Raw genomic sequence first — 17,750 nt, 5'->3', positions numbered from 1 at the left:
TGATTCTAGAAGAGATCGTGATCTGTTTTGACTGAGCAAACACCCCCCGGCGGCGGGAAGCTCCCGCCAGGCATCGAGCCCATCTCCATCATGGAGGAAATGCAGCGGTCGTATCTCGATTACGCCATGAGCGTCATCGTCAGCCGCGCGTTGCCCGACGTGCGCGACGGCCTGAAGCCCGTGCACAGGCGCATCCTTTACGGCATGTCCGAGCTCGGCATCGACTGGAACAAGAAATACGTCAAATGCGCCCGCGTTACCGGCGACGTGATGGGTAAATACCATCCGCACGGCAACGCCGCGATTTACGACGCGCTTGCCCGCATGGCGCAGCCCTGGTCGCTGCGCCTGCCGCTGATCGACGGTCAGGGCAATTTCGGCTCGGTCGACGGCGATCCGCCGGCGGCCGAACGATACACCGAGTGCCGCCTGGAGAAGGCTGCCCATTCGCTGCTCGACGATCTCGACAAGGAAACCGTCGACTTCCGCGACAACTATGACGGCACGCTCTCCGAGCCGGTCGTCGTTCCCGCCAAGTTCCCGAACCTGCTCGTTAACGGCGCCGGCGGCATCGCTGTCGGCATGGCGACCAATATTCCGCCGCACAACCTGTCCGAAGTCATCGACGGCTGCATTGCCCTGATCAACGATCCGGCTATCGAGCTGCCGGAATTGATGCAGATCATTCCCGGCCCCGACTTCCCGACGGGCGCCAAGATCCTCGGCCGCGCCGGCATCCGCTCGGCTTACGAGACCGGACGCGGTTCCGTCATCATGCGCGGCGTCGCCACCATCGAGCCGATGCGCGGCGACCGCGAGCAGATCATCATCACCGAAATTCCATACCAGGTGAATAAGGCGACGATGATCGAGAAGATGGCCGAGCTCGTGCGCGAAAAGCGCATCGAGGGCATCTCCGATCTGCGCGACGAATCCGATCGCCAGGGCTATCGCGTGGTCATCGAATTGAAACGCGACGCCAATGCCGAGGTCATCCTCAACCAGCTCTACCGCTACACACCGCTGCAGACCTCATTCGGCTGCAACATGGTGGCGCTGAACGGCGGCAAGCCGGAGCAGCTGACGCTGCTCGACATGCTGCGCGCCTTCGTCTCCTTCCGCGAAGAAGTCGTTAGCCGGAGAACGAAGTTCCTGCTGCGCAAGGCGCGCGAGCGCGCCCACGTCTTGGTTGGTCTCGCGATCGCCGTCGCCAATATCGACGAAGTCATCCGTGTCATCCGCCAGGCGCCTGATCCGCAGTCGGCCCGCGAAGAGCTGATGACGCGCCGATGGCCGGCCGAAGATGTCGAAAGTCTGATCCGTCTGATCGACGACCCGCGTCACCGCATCAACGACGACCTCACCTACAACCTCTCCGAAGAGCAGGCGCGCGCTATCCTCGAACTGCGCCTTGCCCGACTGACGGCACTCGGCCGCGACGAGATCGGTGATGAACTCAACAAGATAGGTGAGGAGATCCGGGATTATCTCGATATTCTTTCCTCGCGTGTCCGCATCCAGACCATCGTCAAGGACGAACTATCAGCCGTCCGCGACGAGTTCGGCACGCCGCGCCGCACCGAGATCGTCGATGGCGGCCTCGAAATGGACGACGAGGATCTGATCGCCCGCGAAGACATGGTCGTCACCGTCTCGCATCTCGGCTACATCAAGCGCGTGCCGCTGACCACCTACCGGGCCCAGCGCCGCGGCGGCAAGGGCCGCTCCGGCATGACCACCCGCGACGAGGATTTCGTTAGTCGGCTATTCGTCGTCAATACCCATACGCCGGTTCTGTTCTTCTCGTCGCGCGGCATTGTCTACAAGGAGAAGGTCTGGCGCCTGCCGATCGGCACGCCGACCTCGCGCGGCAAGGCGCTGATCAACATGCTGCCGCTCGAACCCGGCGAACGCATCACCACCATCCTGCCCTTGCCCGAGGATGAGGCGAGCTGGGACAATCTCGACGTCATGTTCTCGACGACGCGCGGTACGGTTCGCCGTAACAAGCTTTCGGACTTCGTCCAGGTAAACCGCAACGGCAAGATCGCCATGAAGCTCGAGGAAGAGGGCGACGAAATCCTCTCCGTCGAGACTTGCACTGATCGGGATGACGTTCTCCTGACCACGGCGCTTGGCCAGTGCATCCGCTTCTCCGTCGACGACGTTCGTGTCTTTGCCGGCCGCAACTCGATCGGCGTGCGCGGTATCAATCTCGGCGACGGCGACCGCATCATCTCGATGACGATCGTCGGCCATGTTGATGCCGAGCCATGGGAACGTGCCGCCTACCTCAAGCGCTCCGCCGCCGAACGCCGGGCGATAGGCGTTGATGAAGAGGACATCGCTCTCGTTGGCGAAGAAGTCACAGAAGAGGGGCAACTTTCCGACGAGCGCTACGAAGAACTGAAGGCGCGCGAGCAATTCGTGCTCACCGTCTCCGAAAAGGGCTACGGCAAGCGTTCTTCCTCCTACGACTTCCGCATCTCCGGCCGCGGCGGCAAGGGCATCCGCGCCACCGATACGTCGAAGACAGGAGAGATCGGCGAGCTGGTGGCGGCCTTCCCGGTTGATGACGGCGATCAGATCATGCTGGTCTCCGACGGCGGCCAGCTGATCCGAGTGCCGGTCGGCGGCATCCGCATCGCCAGCCGCGCCACAAAGGGCGTCACCATCTTCTCGACGGCCAAGGACGAGAAGGTCGTCTCGGTCGAGCGCATCAGCGAGCCGGAGGATGATGAGACGGAAGGGGCGGTTGACGCGGCCGAAGGTACCGCTGGCGCCGATGAAACACCTGTCGCCGATGGCGATCCGGGCGGTGCTGCCGAGGAATGATCGAATGAACTGGGCGGCTTCAAGCCGCCCTTTTCTGTTAGAGCGTTGCTTCCAAGCTGAAGCACTCTGTTGGCTCAAGCCGGCTCATTGCCCAAGAAAAAAGCCGGACGCTGATTGCATCCGGCTTTGAAAAGCCCAGGCGGCGAAAGGGTGCCGCTCATGGGAGGGGAAGAGAGGAATGTCAGAACGCGCTATGCTTTTCGTTCAGCGCCTTCACCTCTTCGCCTTCGCGCCGCAGCGCTGATATCGTCGAGGCCACAGACACGATGAACATGACGCTGATGAGGGCGGTTAGCACTGTCAAGATCGTGAACATAGGCATTCCTTTCCTGGGGAGTTGCGTACTCGCTCCTCAGTACTGGCCCAGTACGGCCGTGCGGGCCGAGGCATAGGGGCCATAAACCTTGGAGGTATCGACCTTCTGATCATAAAGAGCGACAGTTGCGGTGAGCATGCCCGTGACCATAACCATCCAGAGCACGTTAATCATCGTAATCTTGCCGGGCATTATTAGTCCTTCCTGCCGCGCTTTGACGCATTTCTGTGTCGGTTGAGTGAACGCATCCGTTTAAGAATGGTTCCGTCGGATGTTGAGGGGGTGTTTAGCAATGGCGGTCTGAAGCCTCCTTGAATGTCTCGTTCATCTGGCGTTCAGATTCGAAGACCGTTTCTCCTGGCGCAGCCGGCCTTCATTCCGCGCAGCCGGCCTTGAGCACGCACGATCGCCGCATGTTCGGCAAGCTCCGGCCGCACCCAGTTCACCTCGTGGCGATCGGCGAAATAGCCATAGGCCAGCTCGGCGGCGAGGGAGAAAGTGACGGCAAACGCAACGAGCACGATCAGCATGGATCCAGGTCTTTCGGGAGCGCCGGCTGCCGGAATGGCATCGGCTGCATTGATGATCCGAGTTAAGCAGATCCCGTCTGAAACGGCCTTGAATGGCATGTTCATCCGCTGTTCAGCCGTGCGGCGCGGCCCGGTAAATCACTTGCGACAAGTCTGCATCCGTGACAAAAGGCGTCAAACGAATGGCCGGGCCAGATGACGACAGCTTTTTATCCTGGGTCCTTCGACCCGATCACCAACGGACATGTGGATGTTCTGGTCCAGGCGCTGAACGTCGCCGAAAAAGTCATCGTCGCGATCGGCATCCATCCCGGCAAGGCGCCGCTCTTTTCGTTCGAAGAGAGAGCCGAGCTGATCCGCCTGTCGCTGGCCGAAGTCTTGCCCGGCAAGACCGGCAACATCACTGTCGTCGCCTTCGACAATCTGGTCGTCGATGCCGCCCGTGCCCATGGCGCCACGCTTCTGATCCGCGGCCTCCGCGATGGCACGGACCTTGATTATGAAATGCAGATGGCCGGCATGAACCGAACGATGGCGCCCGATATCCAGACCATCTTTTTGCCGGCCGGCACGGCGTCGCGGCCCATTACCGCCACATTGGTCCGCCAGATCGCCGCCATGGGCGGCGATGTTAGCGCTTTCGTCCCGGCCGCCGTCCTGCAAGCCCTCACATCCAAGCGCCCAAACTAGCAAGCGCAAAAGCCTAGGCGGATAACGCCGCAACGGAGCTCACATGAAACTCTTCTATCTCGCATTTGCCGGCGTGCTGTATCTCGCCTCCTTCGCGGGGGATGCGTTGGCCCAGTCGGCCGATCATTATCTCACCATTCAGCTGAAGAACGGCCCGGTGGTGATCCAGCTGATGCCGGATGTAGCGCCGAAACATGTCGCCCAGATCGAGGCGCTTGCCAAGAAGGGCGAATATGACAACGTCGCCTTCCACCGCGTCATCGACGGCTTCATGGCCCAGACCGGCGACGTCAAATACGGCAACATGGAGAAGGGCTTCGATGCCAGCCTCGCCGGCACCGGCTCCTCCGACATGCCCGATATCCCGGCTGAATTCTCCAAGACACCGTTCGTGCGCGGCACCGTCGGCATGGCCCGCTCGCAGGATCCGAATTCCGCCAATTCGCAGTTCTTCATCATGTTTGCCGACGGTTCCTTCCTCAACGGTCAGTACACCGTCGTCGGCAAGGTCGTGTCCGGCATGGAGAACGTAGACAAAATCAAGCGCGGCGAAGGCCAGAATGGCGAAGTCAAGAATCCCGACCGGATGATCAAGGTCACTCTGGGCAAGAAGTAAGTTACGAGAGAAAGAAGAGGAGAAGACAATGGCCGAGATCAAGGATCCCGAAAACACCGTCATTCTAGAAACCACCAAGGGCAAGGTTGTCATTCAGCTTCTGCCGCAGGTCGCGCCGGAGCATGTCGCCCGCATCAAGGAACTCGCCCGCGAGAAGGCCTATGACGGCGTCGTTTTCCACCGCGTCATTCAGGATTTCATGGCTCAGACGGGCGACGTCGAATATGGCAAGAAGGGTTCGGACACCTTCAATCCCGGCCGCGCCGGCATGGGCGGCTCCGCCAAGCCGGACCTGAAGGCGGAGTTCTCGGCGACGCCGCATGTGCGCGGCACCTGCTCGATGGCGCGTTCGCAGAACCCGAACTCGGCCAATTCGCAGTTCTTCATCTGCTTCACCGACGCTCCGTGGCTGAACAAGCAGTATTCCGTCTGGGGCCAGGTGATCGAAGGCATGGACAATGTCGACAAGATCAAGCGCGGCGAGCCGGTCTCCGATCCGGACTCGATCGTTTCCATGCGGGTTGCCGCCGACGTCTGATTGTGATTTCTGCTGAAACCCGCCCTTGCGCGAGAGCGCGGGGCGGGTTTCGCTTTGCCTGAAAGTACACTTATGCGCGTTGATCTTTTCGATTTCGATCTGCCCGAGGAGCGCATCGCCCTGCGGCCCGCCGAGCCGCGCGACAGTGCACGCCTGCTCGTCGTGGATGCAAAAGCGGCAATCGCACTGTCGGACCATCGCGTTTCGGATCTGCCGTCATTTCTGCGCGCCGGCGACGCGCTCGTCTTCAACGACACGAAGGTCATCCCCGCCCAGCTCGAGGGCATCCGCCATCGCGACGGCGCCGGCGGTCAGCAGGTCTCGGCCACGCTGCACATGCGCGTCGGTCCCAGCCGTTGGAAAGCATTCGCCAAACCGGGCAAGCGCATCAAGGAAGGCGATCGCATCGCCTTCGGCCACAGCGGCGAGAGCTGCATGATCGGCTCGCTCGATGCGACGGTGGAGGAAAAAGGCGAAGCGGGCGAAGTGACGCTCGCCTTCGATCTTTCCGGTCCGGTGCTCGACGAGGCGATCGCCGCCGTCGGCCATATTCCGCTGCCGCCCTATATCGCCGCCAAGCGCCCCGAGGACGAGCGCGACAGAGCCGACTACCAGACGATCTATGCCCGCGAGGAGGGCGCCGTTGCAGCCCCCACCGCCGGCCTGCATTTCACGCCTGGCCTGTTCGAAGCGCTCGACAGGGCCGGCATCGAACGTCATTTCGTCACGCTGCATGTCGGCGCCGGCACTTTCCTGCCTGTTAAGGCTGATGATACCGACGATCACAAAATGCATCTCGAAAGCGGCTATGTCAGCGCCGATGTCGCCGCGCGCTTGAATGCCGTGGGGGAAAGAGGCGGGCGTATCGTCTGCGTCGGTACCACCTCGCTGCGGCTGATCGAGAGCGCCGCCGGGGAAAGCGGAGAGATCAAACCCTGGGCCGGCGCCACTGGGATCTTCATCACGCCCGGTTACCGTTTTAAGGCGGTCGACATGCTGATGACCAATTTCCACCTGCCGCGCTCAACGCTGTTCATGTTGGTCTCGGCCTTCGCAGGCTTCGAAACCATGCATGCCGCCTATGAACACGCGATTTCCACTGGCTACCGCTTCTACTCCTACGGCGACGCGAGCCTTCTTTTCCGGAAAGACTAGATGACAGAGAACTTCCAATTCACGCTCGAGAAGACCGATGCCGGTGCCCGTCTCGGTGAGATTTCCATGCCGCGCGGCGCGATCCGCACGCCGGCCTTCATGCCGGTCGGTACAGTCGGCACCGTCAAGGCCATGTATCTCGATCAGGTGCGGGAGACCGGCGCGGACATCATCCTCGGCAATACCTATCACTTGATGCTCCGCCCCACAGCGGAGCGCGTCGCCCGCCTCGGCGGCCTGCACAAGCTGATCCGCTGGGAACATCCCATCCTGACGGATTCAGGCGGCTTCCAGGTCATGTCGCTCTCCGGCCTGCGCAAGCTCGACGAGCAGGGTGTCACGTTCAAGTCGCATGTCGACGGCAGCCTGCATCATATGTCGCCGGAGCGCTCGATCGAGATCCAAGGGCTGCTCGGCTCCGACATCCAGATGCAGCTCGACGAATGTGTGGCGCTGCCGGCCGAACCGAAGGAGATCGAGCGCGCCATGGAAATGTCGCTGCGCTGGGCCGAGCGCTGCAAGGTGGCCTTCGGCGAGCAGCCGGGCAAGGCGATGTTCGGCATCGTTCAGGGCGGCGATATTCCGGCCCTGCGCATCCGTTCGGCCGAGGAACTCACCAAGCTCGACCTCAAGGGCTACGCCGTTGGCGGTCTCGCGGTCGGCGAGCCGCAGGACGTGATGCTGAACATGCTGAGAGAGACGCTTCCGGTCCTGCCCGTGGAAAAGCCGCGTTACTTGATGGGCGTCGGCACGCCTGACGATATCCTCAAATCCGTCGCCCGTGGCATCGACATGTTCGACTGCGTCATGCCGACCCGCTCCGGACGCCATGGCCTGGCCTTCACCCGCCGCGGCAAGGTCAATATCCGCAATGCCCGCCATGCCGAGGATATGCGCCCGCTCGACGAACAATCGAATTGCCCGGCTTCGCGTGATTATTCGCGCGCCTATCTCCACCATCTCGTCCGCGCCAACGAAGCCCTCGGCGGCATGCTGCTCTCCTGGCACAATCTCGCTTATTATCAGGAGCTGATGCAGGGCATCCGCAAGGCGATCGCCGAAGGCCGCTTCGCCGATTTCATGGCGGAAACTATGGAGGAATGGGCGAGGGGTGATCTCGAGCCGGTCTAAGCGCTACCTGAGTCTACGTGACCGACTGGGTGGCGGCAGACGGTGGATTCGGCGAAACGATCATTCTGAGTTTCTTGCGCACCGGTTCGTCAAAGCGAGTGGTGATAATGCCAGCCAGAATGAAAATCGCTATGACGACAATCATGCCGGTTGCTGGAGAGGCGGGAAGGTTGAAGCCCTGTTGCCGCAGTACATGCAGCAGGCTGAATATCGGTCCGTGCAGGATATAGATCGGATAGGAAAGCCGCCCCAACCATCCGAATACCAGTTCCACTCGGCCGGTCTGCGTCGTGCGCATTGCAATCCAAACGATAGCCGGGAAAATCACGAGGCATATTGAAAGATCGAAACATGGGAAGCCGAAGAATATGATGGCCGGTATGTTTGTGATCAGGATCAAACAACCGCAGATAAGAAGGCCCGTAATGTTGCCGTTCTTGACCGTGTTCGGTTTTCGGACGTCATATAACCTGTAGAGGCACATCCCGAGTGAAAACGAAAACAGCACTCGCGAAAAGCCAAATGCGAAGTAGCCTGCTTGGTGTCCAATATCGAAATTGCCTCCGACCCATGCCCCAAATGTGGTGATACAGGCAGCCCCAAGCGCGATAATAAGCAAGGTTCTGAAAGACAACCGTATAAGAAGAACGGCGAACAGCAGTCCGGCCCAGAGTTCAAAGAAGAGCGACCAACTGGGTCCGTTCAAAGGAAATGCCCCGTTCGGATTTCTGTTTGGAATGAGCAGGATAGCCCTGACAATGAGGCCTGCCGGCGACTCCACTTCGTTTTGAAGCGCATAGCTGACAAAGCCGACAGGAAGCGAAAGGAGATAGAGGGGATAAAGCCGAATGATACGGTGCAGGAGAAATCCGGCGGGGGAAATCTCTCCCGCGGTCAGGCGCTTTTCATATGAATTTGCCAGAACGACGCCGCTCAAGAGAAAGAAGAGGTCTACACCGCTGATATTTGCCGGAATCGGGCCAAGTGTGCCGCCCGTATGAAGGAACATGACCATAACAGCCGCAATTCCTCGTAACGCTTCAAGAGCTGTGAAAAATTGCTTGCCACTGTTCACGGTTACAACCCTCTGTCGGCATTTTGTTACCCCAGAAGGATTTCGAAATTGTTAGCGCAACGTGACCGTGCAACTGCCGGTTTGCGAGCGGGCGCAAAACTGGCGTCAAATTCCCTTGCTGTCCGCATCCGGCATGATCTGAACGCCGTTGATCCGGTAGCTGCCGTCGGGCTGGCGCGTGACCTGGTAAATCGCCGTCCAGTCCTTGCCGTCACGGCCCGAAATCAGCACTTCGTGGTAGATCAGCGCGCCGTTATCGATCGAGCGGCTGCGGCCGAAGGCGTAATTGCCGGGGTGATAGACCGGTTCGTAGCTCTTCTTTACCATGGCGAAAAACAGGTTCTTGTCGGGATACATCGCCTTGATGCCGGGGGCGGCGAAGGAATAGGCGGTTTCGGCATCGTCCTTGAGGAAGGCTTTGATCTGTTCCTCGATCATCGTTCGCGAGGTGTCGATCGGATCTTCGGCATGGGCCGAGAGAGGAGAGAGGGCGGACGCGGCACACAGAATGAGAACTGCGAGAAAGGCGCGCATGGATTGATCTCCGGCTCCATCGGGGAGCGAGCCCCCGATAGAGCGGAAGTGTAAGCGAATTTCAGCACAAGGAAAACGGACTTTACGACCAGCGCCGGAAGAGGGCGCTGGCATTGACGCCGCCGAAGCCGAAACCGTTGGTGATGGCATAGTCCGTGGCAAGCGGCCGCGCCGTCTTGCCGACGATGTCGATGCCGTCGGCGGCCGGATCGGCTTCGTTGAGGTTGCGGGTCGGCGGCGCGATCTGGTCGCGCAGCGCAAGAATGGTGAAGATTGCTTCCAACCCGCCCGCCGCGCCGAGCAGATGGCCTGTCGCCGACTTCGTCGCGCTGACGGCAATGGCGCCATTGCGGCCGAAGACCGTGCCGATCGCAGCGATCTCGCCTCTGTCGCCGACCGGTGTCGACGTCGCGTGCGCGTTGAGGTGCCTGACCTCCGAGGCCGGAATCTTCGCCTGCCTGAGTGCCGCCACCATCGCCCGGCGCGCGCCGTCGCCATCTTCGGGACCTGCGGTCATGTGGTAGGCATCCGCCGCCGTGCCGTAGCCGACGAGTTCGGCAAGCGGTATGGCCCCGCGGGCCAGCGCGTGGTCGAGCGTTTCGATGACCAGGATGCCGGCGCCTTCGCCCATGACGAAACCGTCGCGTGCCGTGTCGAAGGGCCGCGAAGCCAGTTCCGGCGTCTCGTTGAAGCCGGTGGACAGCGCACGCGCGGCGGCAAAGCCGCCGAGGCTAACCTTGTCGATGCAGGCCTCGGCACCGCCGCAGATCGCCACATCGGCTTCGCCGGAGCGGATCAGCCGCGCCGCATCACCGATCGCCTGAACGCTGGCGGCACAGGCCGTCACCGGCGCGCCGAGCGGCCCCTTGAAACCATAGCGGATGCTGACTTGGCCGGCGGCGAGGTTGACGAGGAAGGAGGGCACGGTAAAGGGTGATAGCCGCCGAACGCCCCGCGTCTCGCCGATCCGCACCGCTTCGGCGATTGCAGGAAAGCCGCCGACGCCCGAAGCGATGATCGTTGCGGTGCGTTCACGGCTGCCTTCGTCGGTCGGCATCCAGCCGGCCTGCTTCACCGCTTCCTCCGTCGCCGCCATCGCGAACTGGATGAAGCGATCCATCTTCTTCTGGTCTTTCGGCGTGATGGAGCGGTCGGGATCGAAGCCGGCCTGCGCGTCCTCGGCGATGCCGGGAACGACACCGCCGACCTTGGCCGAGAGCTCGCCGACAACATCGTCCGGCAGCACCCTGAGACCGGAGGCGCCGTCGACGAGACGTGTCCAGGCAGGCTCGACGCCGGTGCCGAGTGGCGAGACAAGTCCCATGCCGGTGACAACGATGCGATCCATGGTATTTTCCTCTCTATGCGTCGATACCGAGATACCAGGCGCGCATGCGGGCGATCCGCGCACGCACCTCGTCATCGGCGGCTGGTCCAGCGAGCAGGCTGGTGTTTTCGGGCGTTACTTCTTCGCCGGTCCGTGCGTCCACAAGCACCGTCTCGCGCGCTTTGCCGGAAGCGGCGTCGCTGAGCAGAAAGGCGAGATCCTCTTCCGGAATGTGCCGGCTCCCCCAGGAAAACAGCGCCATCAACACCGGAAAGAAATCGCGGCCCTTCTCGGTCAGCACATATTCGTAGCGGGCAGGGCGCTGCTGGTAGAGCCGTCGTTCGAACAGGCCCTGGTCCGTCAGATGTTTTAGCCGCCGCGTCAGGATGTTTGGGGCCACGCCGAGGCTTTTCTGAAACTCGTCGAAGCGCGACAGCCCCTGGAAGGCGTCGCGCACAATCAGGATGCTCCACCAGTCGCCGACGCTGTCGAGCGCGCGCGCCGCCGGGCATTTGAATTGGCCGAAACTTGTCCGCTGCATGGCAGATGTCACTACAGGAGTGACTATCATCATGCAAGCTACTATCTGGCGCTGCCTTCGAAAAAGCGGGCGAGCAGGATGCCGGTGACCAGCATGCCGGCCGCGGCGAAAATCGTATCGCCCGGAGTGCCGATATAAAGCGGCCCAATATTGGCAAAGAGCAGGAAGGCGATGAGGAGGTTGGCCCAGCCCCATATGACATTCACCGTCGGCGAACTTGGATTGGCGAATGGGGTGCGGAAGGGCCGCCCGCTGACGCCGTTGACGAAATGCGGGATGCCGTTGGCCAGAAAGGCCGCGGCGATGAAATGGGCGATGTAGGCGATCCAGGGCAAAGGCTTCTCCTGACCTGCGCGAGTGGCGTCAAAGGAGAATGTGGCCGGGATCATCCGGCCGACAAGAGGAGGTTATGGCTGCTTAGACGAAGCCGAGCGGCAGTCTTTCCAGTTTTCTGTCGGCGCCGTAATCGCGTTCATGCGGCGAGCGACGGCGGTCGTCGCGGCGCGATGAAAGGTCGATGCGGTTTTCGGCGAAGATCCCGTCGGGATAGGTGCCGGTATCATGGCAATCGACGTCGATCTTTGGCGCAAGGATTTTCAGTATCATCGAGGTTCCTCCACGGCGCAGCAACAACACTCGGAAAGGCCGCATGGTTCCAATGATAAGCGCCGAATTATTAATAAATTAACCATAAATGCCGGCCGAGTTATCAGCGGATCTCACCCTCGGCGCGCCACGCATCGCGTTGAAGCGGCGTTGTCGTGGAACTCCTGATGCTGATCGCCGTTGGTTTGGGATGAACACAGGAGGTTCCCATGCAGTTGATCGATACGCGCGTGACACAGTCCGGCAACTTCTTCACGGTGGAATTTCTGGGCGAGGGAGGAGAGTCGATTGCCGTCAAAATCGACAATTCGCACGGCGAACTAGACAGTTCGACGGCGCTCGACCACGCCAAGGTAATGATGGTTCAGCTGACGGCCTTTCCCGGCCGCAACCCGGACGGCAGCATCAACCGGTATGATGCCTTGAGCAACGGCAACTTCGACGAAGGCAGCAAGGGTCTCATCGGCCAGCCGAGCGCGCGTTCCACCCACGACAGCGAAACGCTGGAAGAGGAGCTGAACGAAGGTCTCGAAGACACCTTCCCCGCAAGCGACCCCGTTTCGGCGACGGTATCGTCCATCCCCGCGAACGCGCCGCGGCACTGATCCCCACCCAATCAGCAGATGGGCCGGCTCCCAGTTCGGGAGGCGGCCTGCGGCTGTGTGACAGATTGATGTCAAAACTGAAAAACAGCTGAAAACCGCAGATGTCTGATTGACATGGGAGCCCTCTAGAGAGGCCCCGAGAAGGGAGCGTCCAGGAGACGCTTCCGAGGTTCTCGGAGACGCGCCCCATGAAAATCATTCACATCACCGACACGCATTTTAGCCCCGGCAAGCCGCATTTCAACGGCAACTGGGCACCGCTCTTGAGCTGGATCGAAGAGACCGATGCCGATCTGATCGTCCACACCGGTGATCTCACCGTCGACGGCGCCGACAAGGATGAGGACATCATCTTCTCGATGGATCTCATGCGCCAGGTATCGATCCCGATGCTGATCGTTCCCGGCAATCATGATGTCGGGCACCTCAAGGGTTCGGACCAGCCCGTCAATGCCGAGCGGCTCGCCCGCTGGCGCAGCCTTGCCGGTGACGATCGCTGGCTGGAGGATGCGGCCGGCTGGCGCTTCATCGGATTGAACGCGCTGCTTCTCGGCCATGAAGATGATGAGGAGGAGGCGCAGTTCGAGTGGCTTGCCAAGGCGCTCGAAGATAGGGCAGGGCGGCGCGTGGCGCTGTTCGCGCATAAGCCGCTGTTCGTCGATGCACCCGACGAAGGCGATACCGGCTATTGGAGCGTCCGACCTGCTCAGCGCCAGAGGCTCTTTGATCTGATCGGTGCCCATGACGTGGCTCTCTTCGCGAGCGGCCATCTTCATTGGGCCTGGCAGGGCGGCTTTGGCAAGACCCAGCTGACATGGGGGCCGTCCGCCGCCTTTATCATCGACAAGATGGAACGGGAAATGCCGGGCGAGCGCCTGATCGGCGCCGTCATCCATGAGTTCGATACGTCGGTCGCAAGCGCGGTCGTCGCCGTTCCCGGCATGACCGCGCATGTGCTCGACGACGTCGTTCACGAGGTCTATCCCCAGGCGGTCAAGCAGCGGGAACCGGTGGAATGAGCGCGCTCTCGCTTCGCGGCATCACCAAGTCCTTCGCTGGCAACCAGATCCTCAATGGCGTCAGCCTCGATGTCGGCGCCGGCGAATTCATCGCGCTGGTGGGTCCCTCCGGCTGCGGCAAGAGCACGCTCCTGCGCGTGCTTGCCGGCCTTGACCACGCCGACCGGGGCGAGATCCTGATCGGCGGGAAAGATATGTCCGGCGTGGCAGCCGCCGACCGCAACATCGCGATGGTTTTTCAATCCTACGCCCTTTATCCGCATCTGACGGCCTCTGAAAACATCGCCGTGCCCTTGGCGATGCGCCGGCTGTCGACGACGCAGCGGCTGCCCTTCATAGGCTCGTTGATGCCGGGCCAGCGCGCCACCTGCGCGGCAATCGCCCGCGACGTTGGGGAAATGGCGACATCACTCAAGATCGAACACTTGCTCGACCGCAAGCCCGGTCAGATGTCCGGCGGCCAGCGTCAGCGCGTGGCGCTCGCTCGCGCCATGGTGCGCCGGCCGAGCGTCTTCCTGATGGACGAGCCGCTGTCCAACCTCGACGCCAACCTGCGCGTCCATGCCCGTGGCGAGATCGTCGACCTTCATCGCCGCGCCGGTGTGCCGACGCTCTACGTCACCCATGATCAGGCGGAAGCGCTGTCGATGGCGGATCGCGTCGCTGTGATGATTGGCGGCCGGTTGCTGCAGATTGCAAGCCCTGAGGTCATCTATGACGATCCCGCCCATATCGAGGTCGCCCGCTTCATCGGCCAGCCGCGCATCAATCAATTGCCGGCGGGAGCCGAAGAGGGTGTGATTTCCTTTGGCGACCTGCGGCTGACGCTGAAAAACCCGCCTGCCGGCAAGATGCCGGTCACGCTCGCCATTCGCCCCGAGTTCGTCTCTCTCGACCACAACCGCCGGGACGGGCTTGCCGCCCGGATCGAGCGCGTCGAGTTCCTGGGATCGGAGGTCATCCTCTATTGCCGCCTCGATGCGATCGGAGAGGCCGTAATCGCCAAGGTTCAGCCGCCGGAAGCTGCAGGCCTCGCCGCCGGTGATCCGGTCGGGCTGCGGCTCGACACAGGCCGGATCATGGCCTTCGCCGAGGATGGTAGACGGCTGGCTGCTCGCGCCGAGGCCGGCAATGGGCTCGCCGCAGGCGACATCGCGCAGGAGAGGGCGCATGTCTAGCGTCGTCTCCATGGCCATGCCAGCCAATCCCGCCGTTACGCATCGGCGCAGCGAGGCCCGCATCGCCTGGATGCTGGTGCTGCCGGCGATCGTCCTGCTGTTCCTCTTCGTGCTTTTGCCGGTCGCGGCTGTCATCTTCCTCGGCTTTACCGATTTTGAACTCGGCTACGGCAAGTTCCGTTTCGTCGGCTTCGAGAATTACGCGCATCTGATCACCGACCGCACGTTCCGCAAGTCGCTCTGGAATACGACGGTCTACACGGCGATCGTCGCGCCCGTCTCGATCCTTCTTGGCCTCGTCATTGCCATGCTGATCGAGAGCGGGACGACGGCGCGCAGCTTCTTCCGCACCGCCTATTTCCTGCCGGTTGCTTCACTGATCGTCGCCATGGCGACCGTCTGGCAATATATGTTTCATCCGACCATCGGCCCGATCAATGCGCTGCTGTCTCTTGCAGGGCTGCCCGGCCCGAACTGGCTGGGCAGCTCCGGCACGGTGCTTTACAGCCTGTCGATTATCGGGGTCTGGCAGTCGGCCGGCTTCAATATGGTGCTGTTCCTGGCCGGGCTTACCGCGATCCCGCGCGAGCTTTACGCGGCAGCCGAGGTGGACGGCGCCAAATCCGCCCTCGATCGCTTTCTGCTCGTCACCTGGCCGATGCTCGGGCCGACGACGCTCTTCGTCGTCACCATCAGCGTCACCAACGCTGTGAAGGTCTTCGAGACGGTCAAGACGCTGACGGAAGGCGGCCCGAACAAGGCGTCGGAGGTGCTGCTCTTTACAATCTATCAGGAAGGTTTCGTCTACCTGCGCGTCGGCTACGCCTCGGCGATGACCGTCGTCTTTCTCCTGATCCTCGTGGTGCTGATGTTCCTGCAGTACCGCATCCTCGATCGGCGGGTGCATTACACATGACGGGCGCTTTTTCTCTCGGCCGGATCATCCGCCTGACGCTGCTTTCGCTCGGCGCGATCATTTTCCTCTCGCCCTATGTCTTCATGATTTCGGCGGCGGGCAAAGCCCAGAGCGATATTTTCACCTCGTCGCTGTCGCTGATCCCGGCGCATCTCACCTATGCGGAGAACTTTGCCAAGGCGCTGATCCGGGTGCCGATGGCGCGGCTCCTGTGGAACGGCGTCGTCGTCTGTGGGCTGATCTTCTTCTTCCAGGTGCTGGTGGCGATCCCTTGCGCCTTTGCCATGGCGAAGCTGCGCTTCGGCGCCGCCCGGGCCATGATGGTGCTGGTCATGCTCGGCCTGTTGGTGCCGATCCATGCGACTGCCTTGCCGCTCTATGTCGCCTTCGACCGCGCCTCGCTGCTGAACGGCTACGCCGCCCTCGTTGCGCCCTTCACCATTTCGGTCTTCGCGATCTTCATGTTCCTGCAGTTCTTCCGCGCCATGCCGGATGATCTCATCCATGCCGCGCGTCTCGACGGCATGTCGGAACTTGGCATCGTTTCCCGCGTCATCGTGCCGAATGCCTGGCCGGCCGTTACTGCCTTCGCCATCTTCTCGGTCGTCGCGCATTGGAACGATCTCTACTGGCCGCTGGTCGTCATCAGCAAGCAGGACTACGCCACGCCGCCACTCGGGCTGATGTATTTCCGCGCCGCCGAGGCCGGCGACGATTACGGCGCGCTGATGGCCGCGACCCTCATCATTACCCTTCCCCTCGTTGCCGCCTTCCTGCTTGCGCAGAAGCGTTTCGTCGAGGGTATCACCATGACCGGTCTCAAAGGCTGACCGGCTTCAACCCAGGAGAACGAGCGATGAAACATATCACCCAGCTTCTCGCCGCAGCGGCCATATCCTTGGCAATCGCGCTTCCGGCGCATGCAGAGACGACACTGACGGTTCATTACCCGATGCCGGGCTTCTTCAAGGACGTGATGGACACGATCTCGAAGAAGTTCATGGCTGAGAACCCCGACATCAAGATCCAGTTCGCCAGCCCGTCCGCGACCTATGAGGAAGGCATCCAGACGATCCTTCGCCAGGCCGGCACCAGTGAAATGCCCGACATCACCTTCATCGGCCTGAACCGCCTGCGCATGCTCGACGAGCGCGACGTCGCCGTCGACCTCAGCCCGCTCGTCCAGAAGGACGGCAACATGGCCGAGCAGGGCTTCTCCGACACGATCCTCAAACTCGCCCAGGTCAAGGGCAAGCAGGTCGGTCTCGCTTTCGCAACTTCCAACCCGATCATGTATTACAACGCCGATCTGGTGAAGGCGGCGGGCGGCAATCCCGACAATCCGCCGAAGACCTGGGATGAAGTCATCGCGCTCGGTGGCAAGATCAAGGCGCTCGGCAACGGCGTCGACGGCATCGATTTCCGCTGGCAGGGCGACGACTGGATGTTTTCCGCACTGCTCTTCGGCGCCGGCGGCAAGATGCTGAGCGAGGACGAAAGCAAGGTCGCCTTCAACGGTCCGGAAGGCCAGAAGGCCGTCGAGGTCCTGCATCGTCTGGTAACGGAAGGAGGTATGCCCGTCTTCACCAAGCCCGCCGGCGAGCAGGCTTTCGCTGCAGGCAAGGTCGGTTTCGAATTCCAGACGACGGGCGCACTGCGCAACACCATCAAGAATGTCGGCGGCAAATTCGATCTGCGCACCGCCAAGATCCCGCTGATCGATCCGGTTAACGGCCGCCTTCCCACAGGCGGCAACGCTGTCGTCATCCTGACGCATGACGCTGCCAAGCAGGATGCCGCCTGGAAGTTCGCCAAATTCGCCGCCGGTCCTTACGGCGCTTCCGTCGTCGTGCCCGGCACCGGTTATGTCCCGAACAACGAGCTCGCCGCCAAGTCGCCCGAATATCTCGGCGATTTCTACAAGCAGAACCCGCTGTTCCAGGCAGGTCTCAGCCAGATGCCGGTCATGATCCCCTGGTATGCCTTCCCCGGCTCGAACGGCGTCAAGGTCACGCAGACGATCGTCGATAACCTGTCGCGCATCGTCGACCAGTCGGCCAATCCGAAGGAAGCGCTTGACGACGCGGCCGCCGATGTCGAAGGCATGCTGCCGCGCAGCTGATCAGCTTCCCCACCCA

21 protein-coding genes are annotated in these 17,750 nt (G+C 61.6%); 12 read left to right on the top strand and 9 right to left on the bottom strand.

What is annotated here, in order from left to right:
* Window positions 1–27: 27 nt before the first annotated feature.
* The gene (gene gyrA / locus ACQ7C1_RS23360) at window positions 28–2,835 is read left to right on the top strand and encodes a DNA gyrase subunit A (RefSeq protein WP_221112411.1); all 2,808 of its coding nucleotides are present in this window, start codon (window positions 28–30) and stop codon (window positions 2,833–2,835) included.
* Window positions 2,836–3,016: 181 nt separating this feature from the next.
* On the opposite strand, the gene ACQ7C1_RS23355 is transcribed toward gyrA, so the two are convergent.
* The 3 genes from ACQ7C1_RS23355 to ACQ7C1_RS23345 all read right to left on the bottom strand — a co-directional run bounded on the left by ACQ7C1_RS23355 (window position 3,017) and on the right by ACQ7C1_RS23345 (window position 3,786).
* Window positions 3,017–3,151 carry a hypothetical protein gene (locus tag ACQ7C1_RS23355; RefSeq protein ID WP_010056528.1) on the bottom strand — a complete coding sequence of 45 codons (135 nt, stop codon included), beginning with the start codon at window positions 3,149–3,151 and terminating at the stop codon, window positions 3,017–3,019.
* A 36-nt stretch (window positions 3,152–3,187) separates the two neighbouring features.
* Window positions 3,188–3,343, bottom strand: a complete 156-nt coding sequence (locus ACQ7C1_RS23350; RefSeq protein ID WP_003539654.1) for a hypothetical protein — start codon at window positions 3,341–3,343, stop codon at window positions 3,188–3,190.
* 143 nt (window positions 3,344–3,486) lie between these two features.
* Window positions 3,487–3,786, bottom strand: coding sequence for a hypothetical protein (locus ACQ7C1_RS23345; protein ID WP_285195400.1), 300 nt, complete (start codon window positions 3,784–3,786; stop codon window positions 3,487–3,489).
* A gap of 90 nt (window positions 3,787–3,876) precedes the next feature.
* Here ACQ7C1_RS23345 and coaD point away from each other — a divergent pair, with 90 nt between their 5' ends.
* The 5 genes from coaD (at window position 3,877) to tgt (ending at window position 7,811) form a co-directional block, all read left to right on the top strand.
* Window positions 3,877–4,371 carry a pantetheine-phosphate adenylyltransferase gene (gene coaD, locus ACQ7C1_RS23340; protein WP_097601109.1) on the top strand — a complete coding sequence of 165 codons (495 nt, stop codon included), beginning with the start codon at window positions 3,877–3,879 and terminating at the stop codon, window positions 4,369–4,371.
* 43 nt (window positions 4,372–4,414) lie between these two features.
* Window positions 4,415–4,987, top strand: a complete 573-nt coding sequence (locus tag ACQ7C1_RS23335; RefSeq protein WP_285195398.1) for a peptidylprolyl isomerase — start codon at window positions 4,415–4,417, stop codon at window positions 4,985–4,987.
* A 28-nt stretch (window positions 4,988–5,015) separates the two neighbouring features.
* Window positions 5,016–5,525, top strand: coding sequence for a peptidylprolyl isomerase (locus ACQ7C1_RS23330; protein WP_430959961.1), 510 nt, complete (start codon window positions 5,016–5,018; stop codon window positions 5,523–5,525).
* A gap of 72 nt (window positions 5,526–5,597) precedes the next feature.
* The gene (gene queA / locus ACQ7C1_RS23325; RefSeq protein ID WP_430959960.1) at window positions 5,598–6,680 is read left to right on the top strand and encodes a tRNA preQ1(34) S-adenosylmethionine ribosyltransferase-isomerase QueA; all 1,083 of its coding nucleotides are present in this window, start codon (window positions 5,598–5,600) and stop codon (window positions 6,678–6,680) included.
* On the top strand, window positions 6,681–7,811 hold the full coding sequence (tgt, locus tag ACQ7C1_RS23320) for a tRNA guanosine(34) transglycosylase Tgt (RefSeq protein WP_430959959.1): 1,131 nt from the start codon (window positions 6,681–6,683) through the stop codon (window positions 7,809–7,811).
* A gap of 13 nt (window positions 7,812–7,824) precedes the next feature.
* On the opposite strand, the gene ACQ7C1_RS23315 is transcribed toward tgt, so the two are convergent.
* The 6 genes from ACQ7C1_RS23315 to ACQ7C1_RS23290 all read right to left on the bottom strand — a co-directional run bounded on the left by ACQ7C1_RS23315 (window position 7,825) and on the right by ACQ7C1_RS23290 (window position 11,894).
* Window positions 7,825–8,886, bottom strand: a complete 1,062-nt coding sequence (locus ACQ7C1_RS23315; RefSeq protein ID WP_430959958.1) for an acyltransferase family protein — start codon at window positions 8,884–8,886, stop codon at window positions 7,825–7,827.
* Window positions 8,887–8,991: 105 nt separating this feature from the next.
* Window positions 8,992–9,420: a DUF4864 domain-containing protein gene (locus ACQ7C1_RS23310; RefSeq protein WP_430959957.1), complete on the bottom strand. Its 429-nt coding sequence runs from the start codon at window positions 9,418–9,420 to the stop codon at window positions 8,992–8,994.
* A gap of 82 nt (window positions 9,421–9,502) precedes the next feature.
* Complete coding sequence (gene fabF, locus ACQ7C1_RS23305) at window positions 9,503–10,768, bottom strand: beta-ketoacyl-ACP synthase II (protein ID WP_430959956.1); 1,266 nt, start codon at window positions 10,766–10,768, stop codon at window positions 9,503–9,505.
* Window positions 10,769–10,781: 13 nt separating this feature from the next.
* Window positions 10,782–11,288, bottom strand: coding sequence for a winged helix-turn-helix transcriptional regulator (locus tag ACQ7C1_RS23300; protein ID WP_430959955.1), 507 nt, complete (start codon window positions 11,286–11,288; stop codon window positions 10,782–10,784).
* A 41-nt stretch (window positions 11,289–11,329) separates the two neighbouring features.
* Window positions 11,330–11,623: a hypothetical protein gene (locus ACQ7C1_RS23295; protein ID WP_430959954.1), complete on the bottom strand. Its 294-nt coding sequence runs from the start codon at window positions 11,621–11,623 to the stop codon at window positions 11,330–11,332.
* A gap of 82 nt (window positions 11,624–11,705) precedes the next feature.
* On the bottom strand, window positions 11,706–11,894 hold the full coding sequence (locus ACQ7C1_RS23290; RefSeq protein WP_430959953.1) for a hypothetical protein: 189 nt from the start codon (window positions 11,892–11,894) through the stop codon (window positions 11,706–11,708).
* 209 nt (window positions 11,895–12,103) lie between these two features.
* Here ACQ7C1_RS23290 and ACQ7C1_RS23285 point away from each other — a divergent pair, with 209 nt between their 5' ends.
* The 6 genes from ACQ7C1_RS23285 (at window position 12,104) to ACQ7C1_RS23260 (ending at window position 17,734) form a co-directional block, all read left to right on the top strand.
* The gene (locus ACQ7C1_RS23285) at window positions 12,104–12,499 is read left to right on the top strand and encodes a hypothetical protein (RefSeq protein WP_097601101.1); all 396 of its coding nucleotides are present in this window, start codon (window positions 12,104–12,106) and stop codon (window positions 12,497–12,499) included.
* 188 nt (window positions 12,500–12,687) lie between these two features.
* Complete coding sequence (locus tag ACQ7C1_RS23280; protein WP_430959952.1) at window positions 12,688–13,518, top strand: metallophosphoesterase family protein; 831 nt, start codon at window positions 12,688–12,690, stop codon at window positions 13,516–13,518.
* Window positions 13,515–14,696 carry an ABC transporter ATP-binding protein gene (locus ACQ7C1_RS23275; RefSeq protein WP_430959951.1) on the top strand — a complete coding sequence of 394 codons (1,182 nt, stop codon included), beginning with the start codon at window positions 13,515–13,517 and terminating at the stop codon, window positions 14,694–14,696. Before ACQ7C1_RS23280 ends, ACQ7C1_RS23275 begins: the two co-directional genes overlap by 4 nt.
* Window positions 14,689–15,612 (top strand): carbohydrate ABC transporter permease, encoded by a 924-nt coding sequence (locus ACQ7C1_RS23270; protein WP_430959950.1) that lies wholly within the window; start codon window positions 14,689–14,691, stop codon window positions 15,610–15,612. Before ACQ7C1_RS23275 ends, ACQ7C1_RS23270 begins: the two co-directional genes overlap by 8 nt.
* Window positions 15,609–16,442 carry a carbohydrate ABC transporter permease gene (locus ACQ7C1_RS23265; protein ID WP_430959949.1) on the top strand — a complete coding sequence of 278 codons (834 nt, stop codon included), beginning with the start codon at window positions 15,609–15,611 and terminating at the stop codon, window positions 16,440–16,442. Before ACQ7C1_RS23270 ends, ACQ7C1_RS23265 begins: the two co-directional genes overlap by 4 nt.
* A 26-nt stretch (window positions 16,443–16,468) precedes the next feature.
* Window positions 16,469–17,734 carry an ABC transporter substrate-binding protein gene (locus ACQ7C1_RS23260; RefSeq protein WP_430959948.1) on the top strand — a complete coding sequence of 422 codons (1,266 nt, stop codon included), beginning with the start codon at window positions 16,469–16,471 and terminating at the stop codon, window positions 17,732–17,734.
* Window positions 17,735–17,750: the final 16 nt, after the last annotated feature.

It is taken from the genome of Rhizobium sp. Nf11,1, assembly GCF_050587665.1.
Lineage (GTDB): Bacteria > Pseudomonadota > Alphaproteobacteria > Rhizobiales > Rhizobiaceae > Rhizobium.
The sequence above is the reverse complement of the archived record's forward strand: the minus strand, read 5'-3'. Positions and strand labels throughout refer to the sequence as shown.